At 40.2% G+C, this 17,891-nt stretch carries 14 protein-coding genes; 7 read left to right on the top strand and 7 right to left on the bottom strand.

Translation table 11 applies throughout. The features are described 5' to 3' along the window. Positions 1-45: 45 nt before the first annotated feature. Positions 46-612, top strand: coding sequence for a Uma2 family endonuclease (locus tag HG267_RS24365; RefSeq protein ID WP_045868380.1), 567 nt, complete (start codon positions 46-48; stop codon positions 610-612). A 32-nt stretch (positions 613-644) separates the two neighbouring features. On the opposite strand, the gene HG267_RS24360 is transcribed toward HG267_RS24365, so the two are convergent. Then, entirely contained in the window at positions 645-1,352 is a 708-nt protein-coding gene (locus HG267_RS24360; protein WP_045868379.1) for a Uma2 family endonuclease, read from the bottom strand. 180 nt (positions 1,353-1,532) lie between these two features. Here HG267_RS24360 and HG267_RS24355 point away from each other — a divergent pair, with 180 nt between their 5' ends. The 3 genes from HG267_RS24355 to HG267_RS24345 all read left to right on the top strand — a co-directional run bounded on the left by HG267_RS24355 (position 1,533) and on the right by HG267_RS24345 (position 9,593). Continuing rightward, the gene (locus HG267_RS24355; protein WP_045868378.1) at positions 1,533-5,024 is read left to right on the top strand and encodes a PAS domain-containing protein; all 3,492 of its coding nucleotides are present in this window, start codon (positions 1,533-1,535) and stop codon (positions 5,022-5,024) included. A 257-nt stretch (positions 5,025-5,281) separates the two neighbouring features. Next, the gene (gene uvrA, locus HG267_RS24350; RefSeq protein WP_045868377.1) at positions 5,282-8,167 is read left to right on the top strand and encodes an excinuclease ABC subunit UvrA; all 2,886 of its coding nucleotides are present in this window, start codon (positions 5,282-5,284) and stop codon (positions 8,165-8,167) included. Between the two features lie 175 nt (positions 8,168-8,342). After that, positions 8,343-9,593 carry a sensor histidine kinase gene (locus HG267_RS24345; protein ID WP_369792166.1) on the top strand — a complete coding sequence of 417 codons (1,251 nt, stop codon included), beginning with the start codon at positions 8,343-8,345 and terminating at the stop codon, positions 9,591-9,593. Positions 9,594-9,718: 125 nt separating this feature from the next. Here the strand turns inward: HG267_RS24345 and HG267_RS24340 are convergent, their stop codons facing one another. The 3 genes from HG267_RS24340 to HG267_RS24330 are packed head-to-tail and all read right to left on the bottom strand — an operon-like array spanning position 9,719 to position 12,185. Beyond that, a complete protein-coding gene (locus tag HG267_RS24340) occupies positions 9,719-10,135 on the bottom strand; it encodes a DUF2358 domain-containing protein (protein ID WP_045868376.1) in 417 nt (138 codons plus the stop codon). A gap of 19 nt (positions 10,136-10,154) precedes the next feature. Further along, positions 10,155-11,309 (bottom strand): glycoside hydrolase family 10 protein, encoded by a 1,155-nt coding sequence (locus HG267_RS24335; protein ID WP_045868375.1) that lies wholly within the window; start codon positions 11,307-11,309, stop codon positions 10,155-10,157. A 60-nt stretch (positions 11,310-11,369) separates the two neighbouring features. Continuing rightward, positions 11,370-12,185, bottom strand: coding sequence for a DUF1206 domain-containing protein (locus HG267_RS24330; RefSeq protein ID WP_045868908.1), 816 nt, complete (start codon positions 12,183-12,185; stop codon positions 11,370-11,372). 227 nt (positions 12,186-12,412) lie between these two features. On the opposite strand from HG267_RS24330, the gene HG267_RS24325 reads away from it, so the two are divergent. From HG267_RS24325 to HG267_RS24315, 3 genes are all read left to right on the top strand, one after another. Next, positions 12,413-13,279 carry an alpha/beta fold hydrolase gene (locus HG267_RS24325; RefSeq protein ID WP_045868374.1) on the top strand — a complete coding sequence of 289 codons (867 nt, stop codon included), beginning with the start codon at positions 12,413-12,415 and terminating at the stop codon, positions 13,277-13,279. A gap of 372 nt (positions 13,280-13,651) precedes the next feature. Then, the gene (locus tag HG267_RS24320) at positions 13,652-14,110 is read left to right on the top strand and encodes a pentapeptide repeat-containing protein (RefSeq protein ID WP_045868373.1); all 459 of its coding nucleotides are present in this window, start codon (positions 13,652-13,654) and stop codon (positions 14,108-14,110) included. Between the two features lie 845 nt (positions 14,111-14,955). Further along, positions 14,956-15,390, top strand: coding sequence for a CAAD domain-containing protein (locus HG267_RS24315; RefSeq protein ID WP_045868907.1), 435 nt, complete (start codon positions 14,956-14,958; stop codon positions 15,388-15,390). Between the two features lie 324 nt (positions 15,391-15,714). Here HG267_RS24315 and HG267_RS24310 read toward each other — a convergent pair whose 3' ends face one another. From HG267_RS24310 to HG267_RS24300, 3 genes are all read right to left on the bottom strand, one after another. Continuing rightward, the gene (locus HG267_RS24310) at positions 15,715-16,776 is read right to left on the bottom strand and encodes an S-layer homology domain-containing protein (RefSeq protein WP_045868372.1); all 1,062 of its coding nucleotides are present in this window, start codon (positions 16,774-16,776) and stop codon (positions 15,715-15,717) included. 143 nt (positions 16,777-16,919) lie between these two features. Continuing rightward, the gene (locus tag HG267_RS24305; protein ID WP_045868371.1) at positions 16,920-17,465 is read right to left on the bottom strand and encodes a GIY-YIG nuclease family protein; all 546 of its coding nucleotides are present in this window, start codon (positions 17,463-17,465) and stop codon (positions 16,920-16,922) included. A gap of 53 nt (positions 17,466-17,518) precedes the next feature. Beyond that, on the bottom strand, positions 17,519-17,839 hold the full coding sequence (locus HG267_RS24300; RefSeq protein WP_045868370.1) for a hypothetical protein: 321 nt from the start codon (positions 17,837-17,839) through the stop codon (positions 17,519-17,521). Between the last annotated feature and the right edge of the window lie 52 nt (positions 17,840-17,891).

Raw genomic sequence — 17,891 nt, 5'->3', positions numbered from 1 at the left:
CCTCCTCAAGCTAAAATTAGGTAAATACCCCACAAGAAATATCTCATGAACCAGCAGACAACTGAGAGAGTTCGCTGGACAACCGCTGATTTGGACTTGTTTCCAGATAACGGGAACCGCTATGAAATTGTTGACGGGGAATTGTTTGTGGCGAGAGCGCCTCACTGGAAGCATCAGAAAACTTGTGTGAGAATTAGCGGGGTTTTGGATAACTGGTCACAAGTTAGTGGTTTAGGAGAAGTTGTCACAGCGCCAGGTATAATTTTTGGCGACAACGATCATGTGATTCCTGATGTTGTCTGGGCTAGCAATGAGAAACTAGCTACTGTGTTAGATGAGGCGGGACATTTGACTGCTGCACCAGAATTGGTGGTAGAGGTGCTATCTGCGGGAATAGAGAATGAAAAGCGAGATAGGGAATTAAAACTCAAGCTCTATTCATCGCGAGGTGTAAGAGAATATTGGATTGTGGATTGGCGGAAGCAACAAATAGAAGTTTATCGCAGAGAACAAGGGATTTTAAAGTTAGCTGTGACTTTATTCCATGATGATGAATTGACATCACCTATATTGCCTGATTTTACTTGTGCGATCGCTCTTTTGTTCAAATGAGAAATTAAACTAGCGATCGCACTATATCTATCTCAAGGCTCTGGTTCTATTCCCAAGGCTCTTAACTGTTCTCCTAATCTTTCACCACGTTGGCGTTCTTTAGTGGCTAGTTCTCCTCCCCATAGTAAGAGTTCGCCTTGTTCATCCCACCAACGCAGCCACAAGCCAGAACGATTTTCGCGCACTCCTTGCCAGATACCTAAAAATAAGTTCATTTCTGCAATCAAGTAACGGTTATTTGCATCTGGCGATCGCAATTGATAACGTCCGGAATCATCTCGTTGATAAACTTCTAATATTCCGGCATCAGGTTCAAAAATGGCATAGTTTGGTATTTGTAAAATTTGCTCATAATAGAACCATTTTCCAGGCGGATAAGTTGGTTTACTGGAATATTCTCCACCTTCCGTATCCGAAATAAACTCCATGACAATTACAGGAATATCGCCTTGGAGCCGTGGAGTATAACTGCGTTTCACCTCAGCACGTGGGACTTTAATAGAGGGTACATATCCCCAATCTGGGGCTTTAACTACGAACTGGCGGTTTAAGGTGGCACAAATGCCATAGTTAGTTATAGTTAAAGCGTTGGCTGGTAATCTCCCTGATATTTCTAAGCTTTCTGTCAGAGCTGCAGCAAGGGCAGGCTGATTAATGTTATCCACTGGCTCATCATCTAAAACAAAATCATCTGGTAATTTTTCCCAGGTAACTTCATAGGTGGCGGCATTGGCGAGCATGGTGATACTGCCTCGTTAGCGCAATCAAATTTAAGTCTATAGTCTCTTTAGCTTCTCTGCAATTTTGCAAAGCGATCGCCCTACATATCCTAATTTACTGCAATTGGCGATACCCCAAAGCTATATTACTCCAGCCAGTTGCCCAAGGTAAAATAAGAGTCTACCTCATCAAAAAGCAGTATGTTAAAAGTCCAGCGTTTACAAATGCAACGCTACGGTGTTGCTATTTTGTCAGTGCTAATGGCGTTGCTATTAGGTTTAATGCTGGAAAAACTGCTACAAATAAAGGTTGCGTCACTTTTTTTTGCGGCTGTAGTCTTTAGTAGTTGGTCTGGTGGGTTCTCTGCTGGTTTAGTGGCTACAGTCTTGGCCATCTTAGCTAATAATTATTTTTTTACACAACCTATATACGTTTTTACACTGAATAATGCTTCTGATGCTTTAGAGCTAATCATATTTAGTTCAGTATCACTATTGATTAGTTCGTTAAATGCAGAATTGCAGGTTGCTAAACAAGCATCGGAAGCCAAGTTAGCAACACTTCAAGTCAGCTATCGTCGCTTGCTAGAGACAGCTAATGAAGGTATCTGGATATTTGACAATCAAGGCAAAACAGAATATGTCAACCAGCGTTTAGCCGAAATGCTAGGCTACGCCATAGAAGAGATGATTGGTCAACCAATTTTCAACTTTGTAGAACATCAAGTTGAAATTGAATTAGACCGCTGGTTAACGCAACAAAGGTACAATCTGCAAGATATTAACCAGCAATTTGACTTGTGTTTATGCTGTAAAGACACATCAGAACTTTGGGCAATTGTTTCCACTAGCCCCATTTTGAATCAGCAGGGTGAATTTTCGAGTGCGATCGCCATGCTCACTGATATCACTAAACGTAAACAAACCGAAGTCGCCCTGCAAGAAAGTCAAGCAGCACTGCAACAAAAGCAAGAAAGGTTAGATTTAGCCCAAGCAGCAGCGAAAAGTGGCAGCTTTGAGTGGAATATTCAAACTAATGTCAATATTTGGTCAAAAGAGTTAGAAGCACTCTACGGTTTAAACCCTGGTGAGTTTGGCGGTAGTTATGAAGAGTGGGCGAGATGGGTTCATCCCGATGATTTAGCTAAAGCCGAAGCAGATTTGATGAATTCGCTGAAAACAGGGGAATTTTTCACTGATTGGCGTGTGGTTTGGAAAGATGGCAGTATTCATTGGATGCACGCCAGAGCGAAGGTATTTTACGATGATGCGGGTCAACCTTTACGCATGGTGGGTATTAATGTTGATATTAGCGAGCGTAAACGTGCAGAATTCGCCCTGCAAAAAAGTGAAGCGATCGCTAAAGCACGAGCGCAAGAACTAGAAACTTTCATGGAAACGGTTCCTGCTGCTGTTTGGATTGCCCACGATCCGCAATGTCATAACATGAGCGTTAACCGAGCGGCTTATGAATTGATGCGGCTACCACCAGGCTCAGTGTTAACTGCAACTCCGGCTGATGGCGAGTTTCCCTTTCAATTCAAAATCCAAAAAAATGGTCAAGACATTCCACCAAACGAATTACCAATGCAATTAGCAGGTCGTATTGGGAAACTAGTTGAGGCAGAATGTGAATTTGTTTTTAGTGATGAAGATGTGCGCTCCGTCTACGGCAAAGCTGTGCCATTGTGGGATGAGTCTGGTTCTATTCGCGGTGTAATTGGCGCATTTTTGGATGTTACAGAACGAAAACAGGTAGAAGATGCATTGCGGGAAAACCAAGAACGTCTAGCTTTAGCGCTGGATGCCGCTAGGATGGGATCTTGGGATTGGGATCTGTTGAGCGATCGCGTGATGTGGACTCCTTACCATGAAATGATTTTTGGCTATGAGCCTGGAAACCCTCATCGAACTTATCAGGATTGGCTGAACCGCATTCATCCAGAGGATCTGCATCGCTTTGAGGTAACAATTAAAACAGCGATGACAAAACGCCAAAACTATGAAGACGAATACCGAGTAGTTTGGGCAGATGGTAGCTTACATTGGGTGTCAGCTTTTGGACGCTTCCAGTACGACCAACAAGGCCAACCGATGCGGATGTTGGGAATGCTGTTTGAAATTAGCGATCGCAAGCAAGCAGAAGCAGCACTCCGCCAAAGGGAATTAATGTTTAGCACATTAGCGGATACAATGCCGCAAATTTTTTGGATTACCCAACCAGATGGCTATCATGAATACTTTAATCAACGCTGGTATGATTACACAGGAAAAACCTTAGAACAAACGCGTGGTGAAGGGTGGCAAACGGTTTTGCATCCCGATGATGTGCAACGCACGAGTGAAGTTTGGCAAGATTCCCTGCGTACTGGCAAAACTTATGAGATTGAGTATCGTTTTTTGCGTACTGATGGCGAATATCGCTGGCATTTAGGGCGAGCATTTCCATTACGTAATCAAGAAGGTCAAATTATTAACTGGTTTGGTTCTTGTACCGATATTCACGACCAAAAGTTGGCAATTGAGGAACGCGCCCAAGCTTTAGCTAGGGAACGTGCGGCGCGCATAGAGCTAGAAAAAGCCAGCCGGATGAAAGATGATTTTCTCGCGATTGTCTCCCATGAATTACGTTCACCACTCAATCCGATTTTAGGTTGGTCAACACTGCTGCTCAACCGCCAATTGAATGCCCAAAAGACAACTCAAGCCCTAGAAATCATCCAGCGCAACGCCAAATTACAAACAAGATTAATTGATGATTTATTAGATGTTTCACGGATTCTCCGTGGCAAACTCAGCCTCAATATCTGTGAAGTTGACTTAGTTGCCATTGTGGAAGCATCTGTAGAAACCGTGCGTTTAGCAGCTGAAGCGAAATCGATTCAAATTCAGACCCAGCTTGACCCCACGGTTGGTAAATTAGAAGGCGATCCTAACCGCTTGCAGCAAGTAGTAGTAAATATACTGACCAATGCTGTGAAATTTACACCAGAAGGAGGTCGCATCTACATCCAACTCCAGCAGCTGGGAACTAATGCCCAAATTCAGGTTACCGACACAGGTAAAGGAATTAGTCCCAACTTTTTGCCCTACGTATTTGAGCGTTTTCGGCAAGCAGATGCAGCAACCACCCGCAAATTTGGCGGTTTAGGCTTAGGGCTAGCAATTGTCCGTCACATAGTGGAACTTCACGATGGTAAGATTCAAGCCAGCAGCCCGGGAGAAGGTTTCGGCTCAACCTTCACTGTCACGCTACCCGTGATGACTCCAGCCTCTCACAGCATTGAAAATCATGAATTGCAAAATCATGGCCCAAATCTTCAGGGTTTGCGAGTAGTTGCCGTAGATGATGATGTTGATAGCCTGGATCTAATCGCCTTTATCTTAGAGCAATATGGCATTGAAGTTACAGCCGTTTCTTCCGCCCGTGAAGCCATCAAAGCGATCGCCCAAATTCAACCAGATTTATTAATCAGTGATATCGCCATGCCAGAAATCGACGGTTATACACTCATCCGTCAAGTCAGAGAAATGGAAGCAGTAAAAGGTGGAAAACTACCTGCGATCGCTCTGACTGCATTTGCTGGCGAAACAAATAATCATAAAATTCTCGCCGCAGGTTTCCAAAACCACATTACTAAGCCTGTTGATCCAGATGAATTAGCAATGGTGATTGAGAAAGAAGTTAAATAATGGGCATGGGGCATGGGGCATGGGGCATGGGGCATAGGTAATGAGTAATGAGTAATGGGTAATGGGTAATGGGTAATGGGTAATAGTAATTTCTCCTCATCTCCCTCATCTCCCTCATCCTCCTCATCCCCCTCATCTCCCCAAGCGGGCGTAAAATTACTACCAAAATAAAACAGTACGCACGTTCTACTATAACTCCAGTAAAGATAGTATTATTAAGGACTGTTTCACGCCTCCCTCACCATCAGCTTGCCGATATGTCAGAGCAAAAGCTAGCCGCATCCTTAAATGGACATCTTCCGCACAAGAGCCACAACAACCAGAATACGATTCGTATTCGGGGTGCTAGGCAGCATAATCTGAAAAATATTGATTTAGAATTACCACGCGATCGCCTGATTGTTTTTACTGGCGTTTCTGGTTCGGGTAAGTCTTCTTTGGCTTTTGATACCATCTTCGCGGAAGGACAACGCCGCTATGTGGAATCTCTCAGCGCCTATGCTCGGCAATTCCTGGGACAATTGGATAAGCCGGATGTGGAGGCGATTGAAGGTTTAAGTCCGGCGATTTCGATTGACCAAAAGTCTACCTCTCATAACCCCCGTTCCACAGTGGGGACGGTGACGGAAATTTACGATTATTTGCGGCTGTTGTTTGGGCGGGCGGGTGAACCCCATTGTCCGATATGCGATCGCTGTATTTCGCCGCAAACCATTGATGAGATGGTAGATCGGATTATGGATTTAAGCGATCGCACTCGCTTTCAAATTCTCGCCCCTGTAGTTAGAGGTAAAAAAGGTACTCACCGCAAACTGTTATCAAGTTTAGCTTCGCAAGGTTTTGTCCGGGTGCGTGTTGATGGTGAAGTCAGAGAATTATCCGATTCCATTGAATTAGACAAGAATTTCACTCACACTATTGAAGTAGTTATCGACCGTTTAATCAAAAAAGATGGCATTCAAGAACGTTTAGTTGATTCACTGTCTACGTGTCTCAAACTATCAGGTGGAATTGCTAATATTGTTATCGGTCATGCTCAAGAACAAAGTACAAATGACCCTGAAGAAGAATTAGTATTTTCCGAGAACTTCGCCTGTCCAGAACATGGGGCAGTAATGGAAGAATTATCACCGCGCTTGTTCTCGTTTAACTCACCTTATGGTGCTTGTCCTAACTGTCATGGAATTGGTAGTTTAAAAAGATTTTCGCCGGATTTAATTATTCCTGATAGCGATGCACCAGTTTATGCTGCTATTGCGCCTTGGTCAGAAAAAGATAATTCTTACTATTTAGAATTGCTCTATGCTTTAGGGCAAGCTCATGGATTTGAATTACAAGTACAGTGGAGTAAATTAACAGCAGAACAGCAACAAATTGTGTTGTATGGAGAAGAAGCAACTACCGCAGCCGAGCGCAAACAGAGCTTCAAAGGTGTAATTCCCATTCTGCAAAGGCAATATGAAGGCGGTTCGGAGTTAATTAAGCAGAAATTAGAAGATTATTTAATCGATCAGCCCTGCGAAGTTTGTCATGGTAAGCGGTTAAAACCGGAAGCTTTATCAGTGCGTTTGGGACAGTACAAAATATTAGATTTAACTGGGGTTTCTATCCGCGATTCTCGCCAGAGAATTGAACAATTAAAATTAAGCGATCGCCAATTTCAAATTGCTGATTTAGTCCTGAGAGAAATTAAAGCCAGATTGCAATTTTTACTGGATGTCGGATTAGATTACCTCACCCTCGACCGTCCCGCCATGACCCTTTCTGGTGGTGAAGCTCAACGTATTCGGCTCGCCACACAAATTGGTTCTGGGTTAACAGGTGTCCTCTACGTTTTAGACGAACCCAGTATAGGTTTACATCAAAGAGATAACGGCAGATTACTCAAAACTTTAACCAAATTACGCGATTTAGGTAATACCTTAATTGTGGTAGAGCATGATGAAGAAACAATTCGTGCAGCGAATCACATTGTTGATATTGGCCCTGGTGCAGGAATTCATGGTGGTCATATTGTCGCCCAAGGTGATTTGCAGGAATTACTAACAGCAGAAGATTCTTTAACAGGTGCTTATTTATCAGGAAGGCGCGTAATTCATACACCAGCCGAACGCCGTGAAGGAAACGGTCGGAGTTTGACAATTAAAAACGCCCATCGCAATAATCTGCGAAATATTGATGTCGAAATTCCTTTGGGTAAACTTGTCGCTGTCACGGGTGTTTCTGGTTCAGGAAAATCAACTTTAATTAATGAATTACTTTACCCAGCATTACAACACCATTTAACAAAGAGAGTTCCTTTACCCAAAGAAATAGAGGAAATTAAAGGATTAAATTCTGTTGATAAAGCCATTGTTATTGACCAATCCCCTATTGGTAGAACCCCACGTTCTAACCCTGCAACTTACACAGGTGTTTTTGATGTCATTCGTGATGTCTTTTCCCAAACAGTAGAAGCCAAAGCGAGAGGTTATAAACCCGGACAATTTTCTTTTAACGTTAAAGGTGGACGTTGCGAAGCTTGTAGCGGACAGGGTGTAAATGTCATAGAAATGAACTTTTTACCTGATGTTTATGTGCAATGTGAAATCTGTAAAGGTGCAAGATATAACCGTGAAACATTGCAGGTGAAGTACAAAGATAAAACCATTTCCGACGTTCTCAACATGACAGTTGAAGAAAGTTTAGACTTTTTTCAAAACATCCCCAAAGCTGTTACCCGCTTACAAACTTTAGTTGATGTTGGCTTAGGTTATGTTCAATTAGGTCAACCAGCTACCACCTTATCTGGTGGCGAAGCACAGCGCGTAAAATTAGCCACAGAATTATCTCGTCGCGCCACAGGTAAGACACTTTATTTAATTGATGAACCTACAACAGGTTTATCTTTTTATGATGTACATAAATTGCTAGATGTATTGCAACGTTTGGTAGACAAAGGCAATTCAATTTTAGTAATTGAACACAATTTAGATGTCATTCGTTGCGCTGACTGGGTAATAGATTTAGGCCCAGATGGTGGCGATAAAGGTGGAGAAGTAATTGCAGTAGGAACACCAGAAGAAGTTGCAGCAAATTCCCGTTCTTACACTGGCGAATATTTGCGTCAGGTATTGCAGCAGTATCCAGCTTTGAAGAAGTAACATTGCGGAGAATAAAGTTCGGATCAAACAAATCGATTGACGTTTAAATCTTGTAGAGACGCGATTAATCGCGTCTCTACAACTTAAGCAACAAACTAAAACAAATGTCTCTTCCCACAGATATAATTTTTTGGGTAAGTCTCATAAAATCAGCTTATCTGTTGGAGGGTTGCTAGTGGAATTGCTTTATAATTTCTTCTCCTCAGGGAATTTCATTCCACATGGCCATTGTTACCTGTGGAAACCAGAGTTAGTTTGGTTGCATATCTTAGCTAACACTCTCATTGCACTTTCTTACTACTCAATTCCCCTCACACTCATATATTTTGTTCGTAAAAGAGATGACATTCCATTTAAAGTAATTTTTCTATTATTTGGAGCTTTTATCATTTCTTGTGGAACCACACATTTGATGGAAGTGTGGACGCTTTGGCACCCTGTTTATTGGCTATCTGGTGCAATGAAAGCTATCACTGCACTAATTTCTTTATATACAGCAATTACTCTTATACCTCTAGTTCCCCAAGCGCTAGCTCTCCCCAGTCCTGCACAATTGGAAGCTGCATATATGGCTTTAAAAGATGAAAATGCAGAACGACAGCGAGTCGAGCAAGAGTTGAGACAATACAAAGAAACCTTAGAAGAATTAGTAGAACAACGCACTGCTGAACTAGCTAAAACTAATGAGCAACTCCAACAAGAAATTGTTCAACGTCAGCAATCTCAAGAAAAAATGGCTGAATTATTAAAAGCTGTAAAAAGTGCCAATCAAGATTTAAATGATTTTGCTTATGTAGTTTCTCACGATTTGAAAGCACCTCTGCGGGGAATTAGTTCATTATCGGAATGGTTGTTAAGTGATTATGGCGATCAATTTGATGATGAGGGACAAGAATTAGTCAGATTGCTCATTAGTAGAGTCAAAAAAATGTACGCTCTCATCGATGGAATTTTACAATATTCCCGCGCTGGTAGTTATCGAGAGGAAAAGACCCAAGTTAATTTAAATGATGTGGTGAGAGATGTAATCGATTTACTTGCGCCACCAGAAAATATTCAAATAGAGATTATAAGTACATTACCAATTATTAGCGCTGAAACAACAAGAATCAAACAAATTTTTCAAAATTTATTCAGTAATGCTATTAAATTTATCGATAAGCCACAAGGTAGAATAATTATTAATTGTACTGAAGATAATAGTTATTGGCAGTTTATTGTTGCTGATAATGGCCCGGGTATTGAAGAAAAGTATTTTACAAAAATTTTTCAAATGTTTCAGAAATTATCTAATGATGATAATTCAGATAGTACGGGAATCGGTTTATCTTTGGTCAAGAAAATTGTAGAGCTATATGGCGGTACAGTTTGGGTAGAATCGGAAGTGGGTCAAGGTAGCAAGTTCTTTTTTACGTTGAGGAAATAGCTATTACCTGACATTTATAAACCCGAATTTCTGAAAAATTCGGGGATTTGGACAGCGACTTTTGCTTGAGTAGGTGGTAATTAATAATATGATGCGTTACGCGATCGCTAACGCATCCTACTGGATTAATTATCTCCGCCTTTTTCTATAAACTGTCGCAAAATCTCACTGGGTTTTCTATCCCAAGTATCAATATGCTCATATATTAAATTATCTGAATTGAGCTTATAGGTGGAATAACCATTAAAAAATATCTTCGCTTTCCAGGGAACACGCAATATACCTCTCACTGTCCACTTAGCTAGAATCGTATCCTCGGCTGACTGATAGACTTCATGTAAATCAAAATAAATTTGCGTAAAAAATAGCTGCGCGTGAAATCTTAACGTCCAAAATATAATCCGATAGTTGAATTTATATTTAAATTTATTGACTGGATCGCGAAAGTAAATATTCTGCGTATAGATATCATAAGAAATATCTTTTTCAAACAGAGTTGGTAAATCTTGTTTGAGAATCTCAATTACCTGTTCTACCTGCATTATTATTCCCCAAATGTGATTAGAAAAGGTTTCTAAAAAATCTTACCAACTTCTGCCAAATTGATAATGTATTTCTGCTATCCGCACGACTTACTGTCAAATCAGCTAAAGTCGGAAATGACGCAGGTTGAGCATAGGGGCCATTCCGTAATAATTGACCTAAAGCATTATTATTTTCTCTTAAACCTTCATAAAAAAAGAAGACTTCTCCGTTAATACCGCGTTTACGATTGCAGTTAATTACTTTCAGAAGATGTTCAGGAGTAATACAGTAAGTACCAAGCTTCATTAAAACTCCTGGTGCTAACTTGGGTAAAGTTGCATCTGTAAATTGTTCAGAAATCAACTTATTAACAATACATTTGTAAATTTGGAAATCACGGCGGTAAATTTGTGGGTGAATCATGTCCACAATGCCACGATTTAGCCAGGTAGCTGAATCTTGTAAATACTCTTTAAATCCCCAATCATAAATATTGGGAGACATCGACACAATTAAATTAGGATTAATACTTTTAACTTCTTGATAGAGACGTGCTAAAAATTCTGTCAGAATATCCGCACGCCATTTTAACCATTGACTATCTTTAGGGTTTTGTGGCGGATTTTGGTTAAACTGCTGACGATAACGTGCGATTGTACCCTCATCATAACCACCTTCAGATGGTAATGCAGGAAAGCGATCATCGCCTTGAATGCCATCAACATCATAATTCTGCACAACTTCCCGTACTAAGCTCAATAAAAATTCTTGCACTTGTGGGTCAAGGGCATTCATCCACTCAAAGCCATTTTTCTTGAGTAGTTTACCATCGCGATCGCGCGCTGCCCATTCCGGTTTTGTTTGCAACAACATTCCACCATTCAGGTTATAAGAACTTGCAAAGCCGTATTCAAACCAAGGAATAACTTTCAATCCAACCCGCCGCGCTTGTGCAACTACTTCCGCTAAAGGGTCACGACTAGCAAAACTGGGGTCAATTTCTACCCCAAATGTTTGCTGCATCGTTGGACTGCGATACAGGGTGACACCTTTATTCCAAACCACAGGAAATACAACATTAAATCCTGTCTCAGCCAGAAAATCCATTGCCTCAGCAATGCGTTGCTGTGACTTGAGTACTTTACTATCGGTATTAGTCAGCCAGACACCACGTGTTTCTATTAAGCTCATGTGCGTATCTAAAAACAAAGCGTGCGCTACCTGCGTTAACCCCAGTGAGGAACGCAATTTTTAATTCACGACTAGCTGACTATACCGCGCTTTAATGGCCATATAAATACCATAAGCAATTAAACCCAATGCTACAAAGCCTAAAAGCCAAGGGCCATAGGGTTGTTGTGCCAAAGTCTGTAACGCCTCATCCAAGCCTCCCGCAGCTTGAGCGTTAGATTGTGTTGCAGCTTGAATAAAAAACCAGCCAATAATGCAGAATACAATTCCCCGGGCGACTAAACCAAAGCGACATATACCAATCATCCACTTACGTTCTTGATGACTCAACTGAGATAGATTGAATTCTCTTTGAAACTTAGTACTATAAGCTTTATAAAATTGATAAAAACCTAAACCAATAACGAACGCGCCGCCAGTTCCTACTAACCATTGTCCAAAAGGTTGAGAAAGTAGGCGTGCTGTCCAATCTTGAGTGGAGTTACTATTACCACTATTGCTAGAACCCAAGAGAATTTGCACAGCACTATAAGCTAGACCTGCATATATAAAACCATTGATTGCATAACTAATTCTCTGTGCTAAACCTTTAGCATCATTACCTTTATGTTCTGGATCTTTAATAGCCTCGACAAAGCGCCAAAGTACATATCCAATTAAACCAATTGCTACCAAAGCCAGTAAAATTTGTCCAAAAGGTTGTTCTACAAGTGTTTGTAAAGCACCTTTAGTATCAGTTGTTTTGCCACCTGTACCAAAAGCCACTTGTGCTGCTAGTAAACCAACGATAGCATAAACTATTCCTTTAGAAGCATAACCAAATCTGCCTAATCTTTCTACCCATAATGATGGGCGATCCATCAGATGTTGTGTCATGGTATTGTCCATAATTTATGCAAATTCTTTTAGCAAAATTCACATATTATTAACATCTATCTATTGGCAATATTTAGATTATCTCAAGATATATTTATCAATCTTATATTCATTAAATCTCTTACTGAAACTTTTCTTTTAACAGATGTTGTACGAAGTCTAAGAAAAGATAATGCAGTCATCTCTCAGATAAACCAACGGTATTTTATATCAATGGAGTAAGATTTATGACTGCTGTAGTTCAACCCACTTGGACACATGAATATATCACTACTAATGGCGTGAGATTGCACTATGTCAACCAAGGCGAAGGCCCTTTGATGTTGATGTTACATGGATTTCCAGAGTTTTGGTATTCCTGGCGGTATCAAATACCAGAATTCGCCAAAGATTTTAAAGTCGTTGCTCTGGATTTACGCGGTTATAACGATAGCGATAAACCAGAAGACAAATCTGCTTATGTAATGGCTAAATTTGTCAAAGATGTTAAGGGGGTAATTGAAGGTTTAGGATACGAAAAATGTGTATTAGTCGGACATGATTGGGGAGGTGCGATCGCCTGGAATTTCGCATATACTCATCCAGAGATGTTAGACAAGCTAATTATCCTCAATCTGCCACATCCGGCAAAATTTTCTCAAGGTTTACGCAATCCGCAACAAATGCTCAAAAGCTCTTATATGGCATTTTTTCAGTTACCTTGGTTACCAGAATTCGCTATTCAAATGGGAAATTATGCCCCAATTGAAGCAACTTTTAAAGGTATGGCAGTTGACAAAAATGCTTTTAGCCAAGCAGATATTGACGCTTATAAAAATGCTGCGGCCAAACCTGGTGCCCTTACTGCAATGCTCAATTATTATCGCAACATTTTCGACCAGAAACTCTTACAAGAAAATTGGGGAATCTTGCAAGTTCCGACGCTGATGATTTGGGGCGAAGATGATACAGCACTGGGTAAAGAACTGAGTTATGGTACAGAAGCCTACGTCCAATATTTTCAAATTAAATACATTCCTCACTGTAGCCATTGGGTACAGCAAGAAAAACCAGATTTAGTCAATCAGTATATGCGTGATTTTTTAAGCATTTAAATGTGCTTACTTTATCTTGTCTAGTCTTGTACTAGGCAAGATAAAAAATGTTAGCTTTTCCTAACAAAATACCGCAAAATGTACATTTGCTTAAAAAATTTTAACAAAAGTGTCCTGGGAACAAAATTGTAAATAAATAAGTCGTAAACATCCCCCTAAAATATAAGTAATTTTACAGTGCAGCATGAATACACCAAAGATTCACAATTTATGAAAAGCTTGTTATAGATAGATTCTGAGTCTTTGAATTCAAATTTTCTATAGCTGTCATAGCAGTTTGTACTATCAATTAACATTATTTTTTGAATTTAGTGAGATAATAGATTTGTGAGGAAAAGAACGGACATAATTTAAGTGCAAAGGGGGACAATTATGAAACTCCAGCTATTAGCGGCATTAGCCTTAGCGACTCCCCTGTTTTTTACTGGTGCAGTAAAAGCTGATAATCCGCAAGACTTGCAAAAGTTGTTGAGCACTGGGGAATGTGTAGGGTGTAATCTCCGAGGAGCCAACCTTAGTAGCGCTCATTTGATTGGTGCTGATTTAAGAGATGCAAATCTTCAAAATGCTAATCTTAGCGGCGCTAACCTTGAGGGTGCAGATCTCACGGGTGCAAACTTGTCAGGCGCTAACTTAACTTCAGCTTACATAACCAATGTGAATTTAAAGCAAGCCAATCTTGATAATGCCAATTTGACTCGCGCTAAAGTTTACGATTCCAATGTATATCGCGCTTCAATGGATAATCTGACTCTTACTGATGCAGAAATTTATCATACTGGTATCGGCATTGGTGGTGAAGACGCAGTAGAAATTCCTGATTGGAAATAGGCTGAACTAAGTAAGCATCAACACTACATAGAGTAGTAAATTGGGGATAAGCAAAATAACATTAACTTGCGATCGCTTATCCCTAAATTTCTCTACAAGAACTCAAAATATCGCCTCAGTGTTTCTGTGGATGAAATTTCTCTGGCTCTATTTATTCCTGAAGAGGTATAAGTACTAGGGTCTCAATCAATAAAATAGGGACTAGAGATTAGGAATGAGGGATGAGTATTTTTAATCAATACTTAAATCCTCAAAACTCAGCAATTTTTCCACCTAGTCCCTCATCTGAGAATTTCACAATTAAGGGCTGAAAATAACTCTTTTGTAGCCCCTGACCTACATATCACAAATCAGCTTATATGTCTAGTATATTTGAATACATAAAGAATTTTATTAAGTATTAATATCACTACCTATAGGTTCGATAACTAATTAGTGCTTAAGATAGCTTTAATATCCGCTGAAATCGAGCTTTAAACCTGTATAAATGAGAGGTGGACTGACTTTTGCAAGATTTGTACTTCTAATAAGTACGATAATGGGCAATTGGCATGACATGGGATAATAGCAACCTGAGGATTCCAGTTGATTTAAGACCGCAGAACTCAGAAAGCTAATTTAAACAGCTCCTTACCGCCTTCTGAACTTCTATCCTCCTACTGACTTCCTACCCTGTAGTTGATCAAGTAGTAGTTAAGGGGCAATTATGGTGATAGGACACTAAAACCCTTTTGAACCCCAAACTCAGTTGTACAGATGCATTCATACATCGCCTAATCAACAGCCTTTTGGTTGTAATTGTCCAGATTAGAGAAACTCAACTGTTACAATTTATGGAAACGAAAATGCCAGAACCGGAATACACAGAAACCAAGTCCTCAGAGACCACGATGACAGATATCAACAACCAAACAGGAACCATAACCAAGCTCCAGCCTCCCGCGCAGTCCCAAGAACAATGGCTCAAGTACGGAGAACAGATTTCAGGCTTTTTAGGCACACTCCCTGAATATCTGGGTAGCTTCTTCAATCAATACAAGCAGCCGTTGATTTCCGTAGGTTTAATTGTAGGCGCAATTGTTGCTGTTAGGGTACTTTTGGCGATATTAGACTCTTTGAACGATATTCCTTTGGTAGCGCCTACCTTTGAATTGATCGGTATTGGTTACTCAGCCTGGTTTGTTTACCGTTATTTACTCAAAGCTTCAACTCGGAAAGAGTTAACCAACGAAATTACAACTCTGAAATCACAGGTTGTTGGCAAAAGCGTTTCCGAGTAATTTATTAGCGATCGCAATTTTTCAGCCTAATATGTCAGCTTGACCCTGCTATTAGCTATAAATCTGACTAAAAGCGATCGCAATCAAGTTCGGTTATATATCAATACGGTTCAGATGAGTATTTTGCATCTCTCTCGTGATTTGGGAAAAGGGTAATGGGAAAAAGGGTAAGGGTGAATTTAATCCTTTTCCCCTTTTCCCTTTCCCCCTTAACCGAACTGTATTGAGTTAGATATCTCCCACTCTTTAATGGTGCGGAGTCTACATATAAATAAAGGGAGTCTGTGAAAGCAGACTCCCTTTATTGTCTGAGTATTTTCTACCTTACTGCGGTACACGGACAATATTTTTCGATGGAATTTTTTCCAATCTTCCCATTTTGACTAAAGCTTGATAGACCATTGCGGCTACTTCAGCGCGGGTAGCTTCTCTGTTGGGAGCAAAGATATCCGAATCTGGATAGTTAACAACTAGTCCATTAACAGTAGCAGCTGCTATTTTCTCAGTGGCATATTTAGGAATATCTTTAGCATCTTTATATACTGTTAAAATCTTCTCTGGTGATGCAGGTGTTTTGAGATTTAAACCACTAACCAAAGCCACCAAAACTTGTACTCGCGGAATCTTTTGTTCTGGTTGAAAAGTTTGGTTAGGATACCCTTTCAAAAATCCTGCACTAATAGTTTGGTTAATTGCAGTATTTGCCCAAGATTTATCCGTGACATCTTTAAACTTGAGTTTATTCTTAACTGGCTTATATTCAAACGCTCCTTGCAATATAGCTGCAAACTCAGCACGGTTCACAGGTTGATTTGGTCGGAAAGTATAATCTGGGAAACCTTTGATAATACCCCGCGAAGACAGAACATTAATAAAACCCAGACCCCAAAAATCAGCCGGGACATCATTAAATGCTATGGGTGGCGGGATGGTTAACTTTGGTTTTGAGGGAGTTACCAGAGAAAATGGTTCGGGATTGACTGTGACAGAAGATGGTACAGGCCCTTGTGCTTGGGGGGAAATAGTTGGCGCAACTTCAGCAGGTAATAAAACTGAGGTTGCAGGGGCCTGGTTAACCAGAGAGGGATAGCTGCTAGGTACAACAATAGGTGCAGGTAGAGGCGATCGCAAATTATCTACATCTGTATCTGCTTCTGGTTGTACTGTCGGAACAGGCGAGGGTGAAACTGGTTTTTGCTGAGTCGTAGCTGAGGTTTTTGGGGATAGAGATAGTAAACCGTTAAAATCCCAGCTAGTATCTTTACGGGATAACGACCAAAATAAAACCGCGCCAATTGTGCTAAAAGCGACCAGAACGGCAATAAATTCGTCAAAACCAAGGGCAGTTTTTGGGGATGACTCAGGATCGGGAGGCGTATTTGTCATCTTAGGCACCGTACAATCAGTACACTAGACATCCTAAATTAAGTTTATCGATCAAATATTAATACCCCCATTGAATTTTTGGGGGCTTCTGAAATGCTGACTAATAATTTAAGTTATTAAACTATATGTAGAAAAAACTACATTTATTTCAAATCCAGCAATCCTTCTTCCTTCAACTTGGGATTGAAGCGAATCGGCGTTTGTAAACCCCGGCTTTCCAATATCGCTAAAATCTCCGCTTCAACTCGCCGTGCGACATTTTTCAAGATTTTCATCTGTGCCAATTCATCATTGACAGGATTTTGATAATTTTCCTGTTCTGCGGCTGTCATCATCGCTTTCGCATTGATGGCGGTTGTCCATTCGGCTTTGCGATCGCTATTTCCCAATGGCACAGTACCATTTTCTGCAATCCAAGCCTGCTCAATATTTTCTAAAATAGCGCGGCTGGGACGGTCAATAGTTTGAACTTTGACAAAGTAGCATTGTTGCGGCTGACGTACTAAATGCTGCTTGAGGCTAACGTAAACATCGCGAGAGTAGCCAACGAATTGCAGTACTTTGTCTTGGTCAAAAATGGCATAGACTCCAATTTTACCTTGAAACTGTTCAGGTATTTGCCCATGATCATCTATGTAATTGACATAATCTAGCGTCGCCAACAACGGAATATTTGTTTCAGTAGCCATAAGCTAAATTGAAGTTGAATAATTTTCTCACTAAACAGAAGGTCAAAATAAAATTAAACAATTTTGTAAATTGCACAAAGGCGGCTGGGCTGAAAAATTTTGGCATTAAACATAAAGTTTGGCGGTACGTTGATAATAGCGTATTCTTTAGACTCATGATATTTTTCAAATTCTCTAGGCATTCCTTTAGGAGTATTTAAACTATAAGGAACTGGCTGAAAAAGTAGTTTTGTAAATTCAACTTTTGCACATTTTAATTGTTGAGAAATTTGTTGAATAAATGTCTCATTGGTTAATAATTTATATAGATTCTCTTGAAGTTGGGGTTCCAGGGAAAAACTGCTATCAAAGTTTTGAACAATCTTGAGAGACATAATATTTACTCGTCATTAACAACTTAATAACAGATGACATTCGCCAGCAATC

This window comes from Tolypothrix sp. PCC 7601 (assembly GCF_025677855.1).
In the GTDB taxonomy this organism is placed as follows: Bacteria; Cyanobacteriota; Cyanobacteriia; order Cyanobacteriales; family Nostocaceae; genus Aulosira; species Aulosira diplosiphon.
This window is presented reverse-complemented; position numbering and strand designations above follow the sequence as displayed.

Bases quoted from the DNA above. Each gene is read 5' to 3' on its own strand.
- HG267_RS24365 (WP_045868380.1), top strand. From the start codon at position 46: ATGAACCAGCAGACAACTGAGAGAGTTCGCTGGACAACCGCTGATTTG.
- HG267_RS24360 (WP_045868379.1), bottom strand. From the start codon at position 1,352: ATGCTCGCCAATGCCGCCACCTATGAAGTTACCTGGGAAAAATTACCA.
- HG267_RS24355 (WP_045868378.1), top strand. From the start codon at position 1,533: ATGTTAAAAGTCCAGCGTTTACAAATGCAACGCTACGGTGTTGCTATT.
- uvrA (WP_045868377.1), top strand. From the start codon at position 5,282: ATGTCAGAGCAAAAGCTAGCCGCATCCTTAAATGGACATCTTCCGCAC.
- HG267_RS24340 (WP_045868376.1), bottom strand. From the start codon at position 10,135: ATGCAGGTAGAACAGGTAATTGAGATTCTCAAACAAGATTTACCAACT.
- HG267_RS24335 (WP_045868375.1), bottom strand. From the start codon at position 11,309: ATGAGCTTAATAGAAACACGTGGTGTCTGGCTGACTAATACCGATAGT.
- HG267_RS24330 (WP_045868908.1), bottom strand. From the start codon at position 12,185: ATGACACAACATCTGATGGATCGCCCATCATTATGGGTAGAAAGATTA.
- HG267_RS24325 (WP_045868374.1), top strand. From the start codon at position 12,413: ATGACTGCTGTAGTTCAACCCACTTGGACACATGAATATATCACTACT.
- HG267_RS24320 (WP_045868373.1), top strand. From the start codon at position 13,652: ATGAAACTCCAGCTATTAGCGGCATTAGCCTTAGCGACTCCCCTGTTT.
- HG267_RS24315 (WP_045868907.1), top strand. From the start codon at position 14,956: ATGCCAGAACCGGAATACACAGAAACCAAGTCCTCAGAGACCACGATG.
- HG267_RS24310 (WP_045868372.1), bottom strand. From the start codon at position 16,776: ATGACAAATACGCCTCCCGATCCTGAGTCATCCCCAAAAACTGCCCTT.
- HG267_RS24305 (WP_045868371.1), bottom strand. From the start codon at position 17,465: ATGGCTACTGAAACAAATATTCCGTTGTTGGCGACGCTAGATTATGTC.
- HG267_RS24300 (WP_045868370.1), bottom strand. From the start codon at position 17,839: ATGTCTCTCAAGATTGTTCAAAACTTTGATAGCAGTTTTTCCCTGGAA.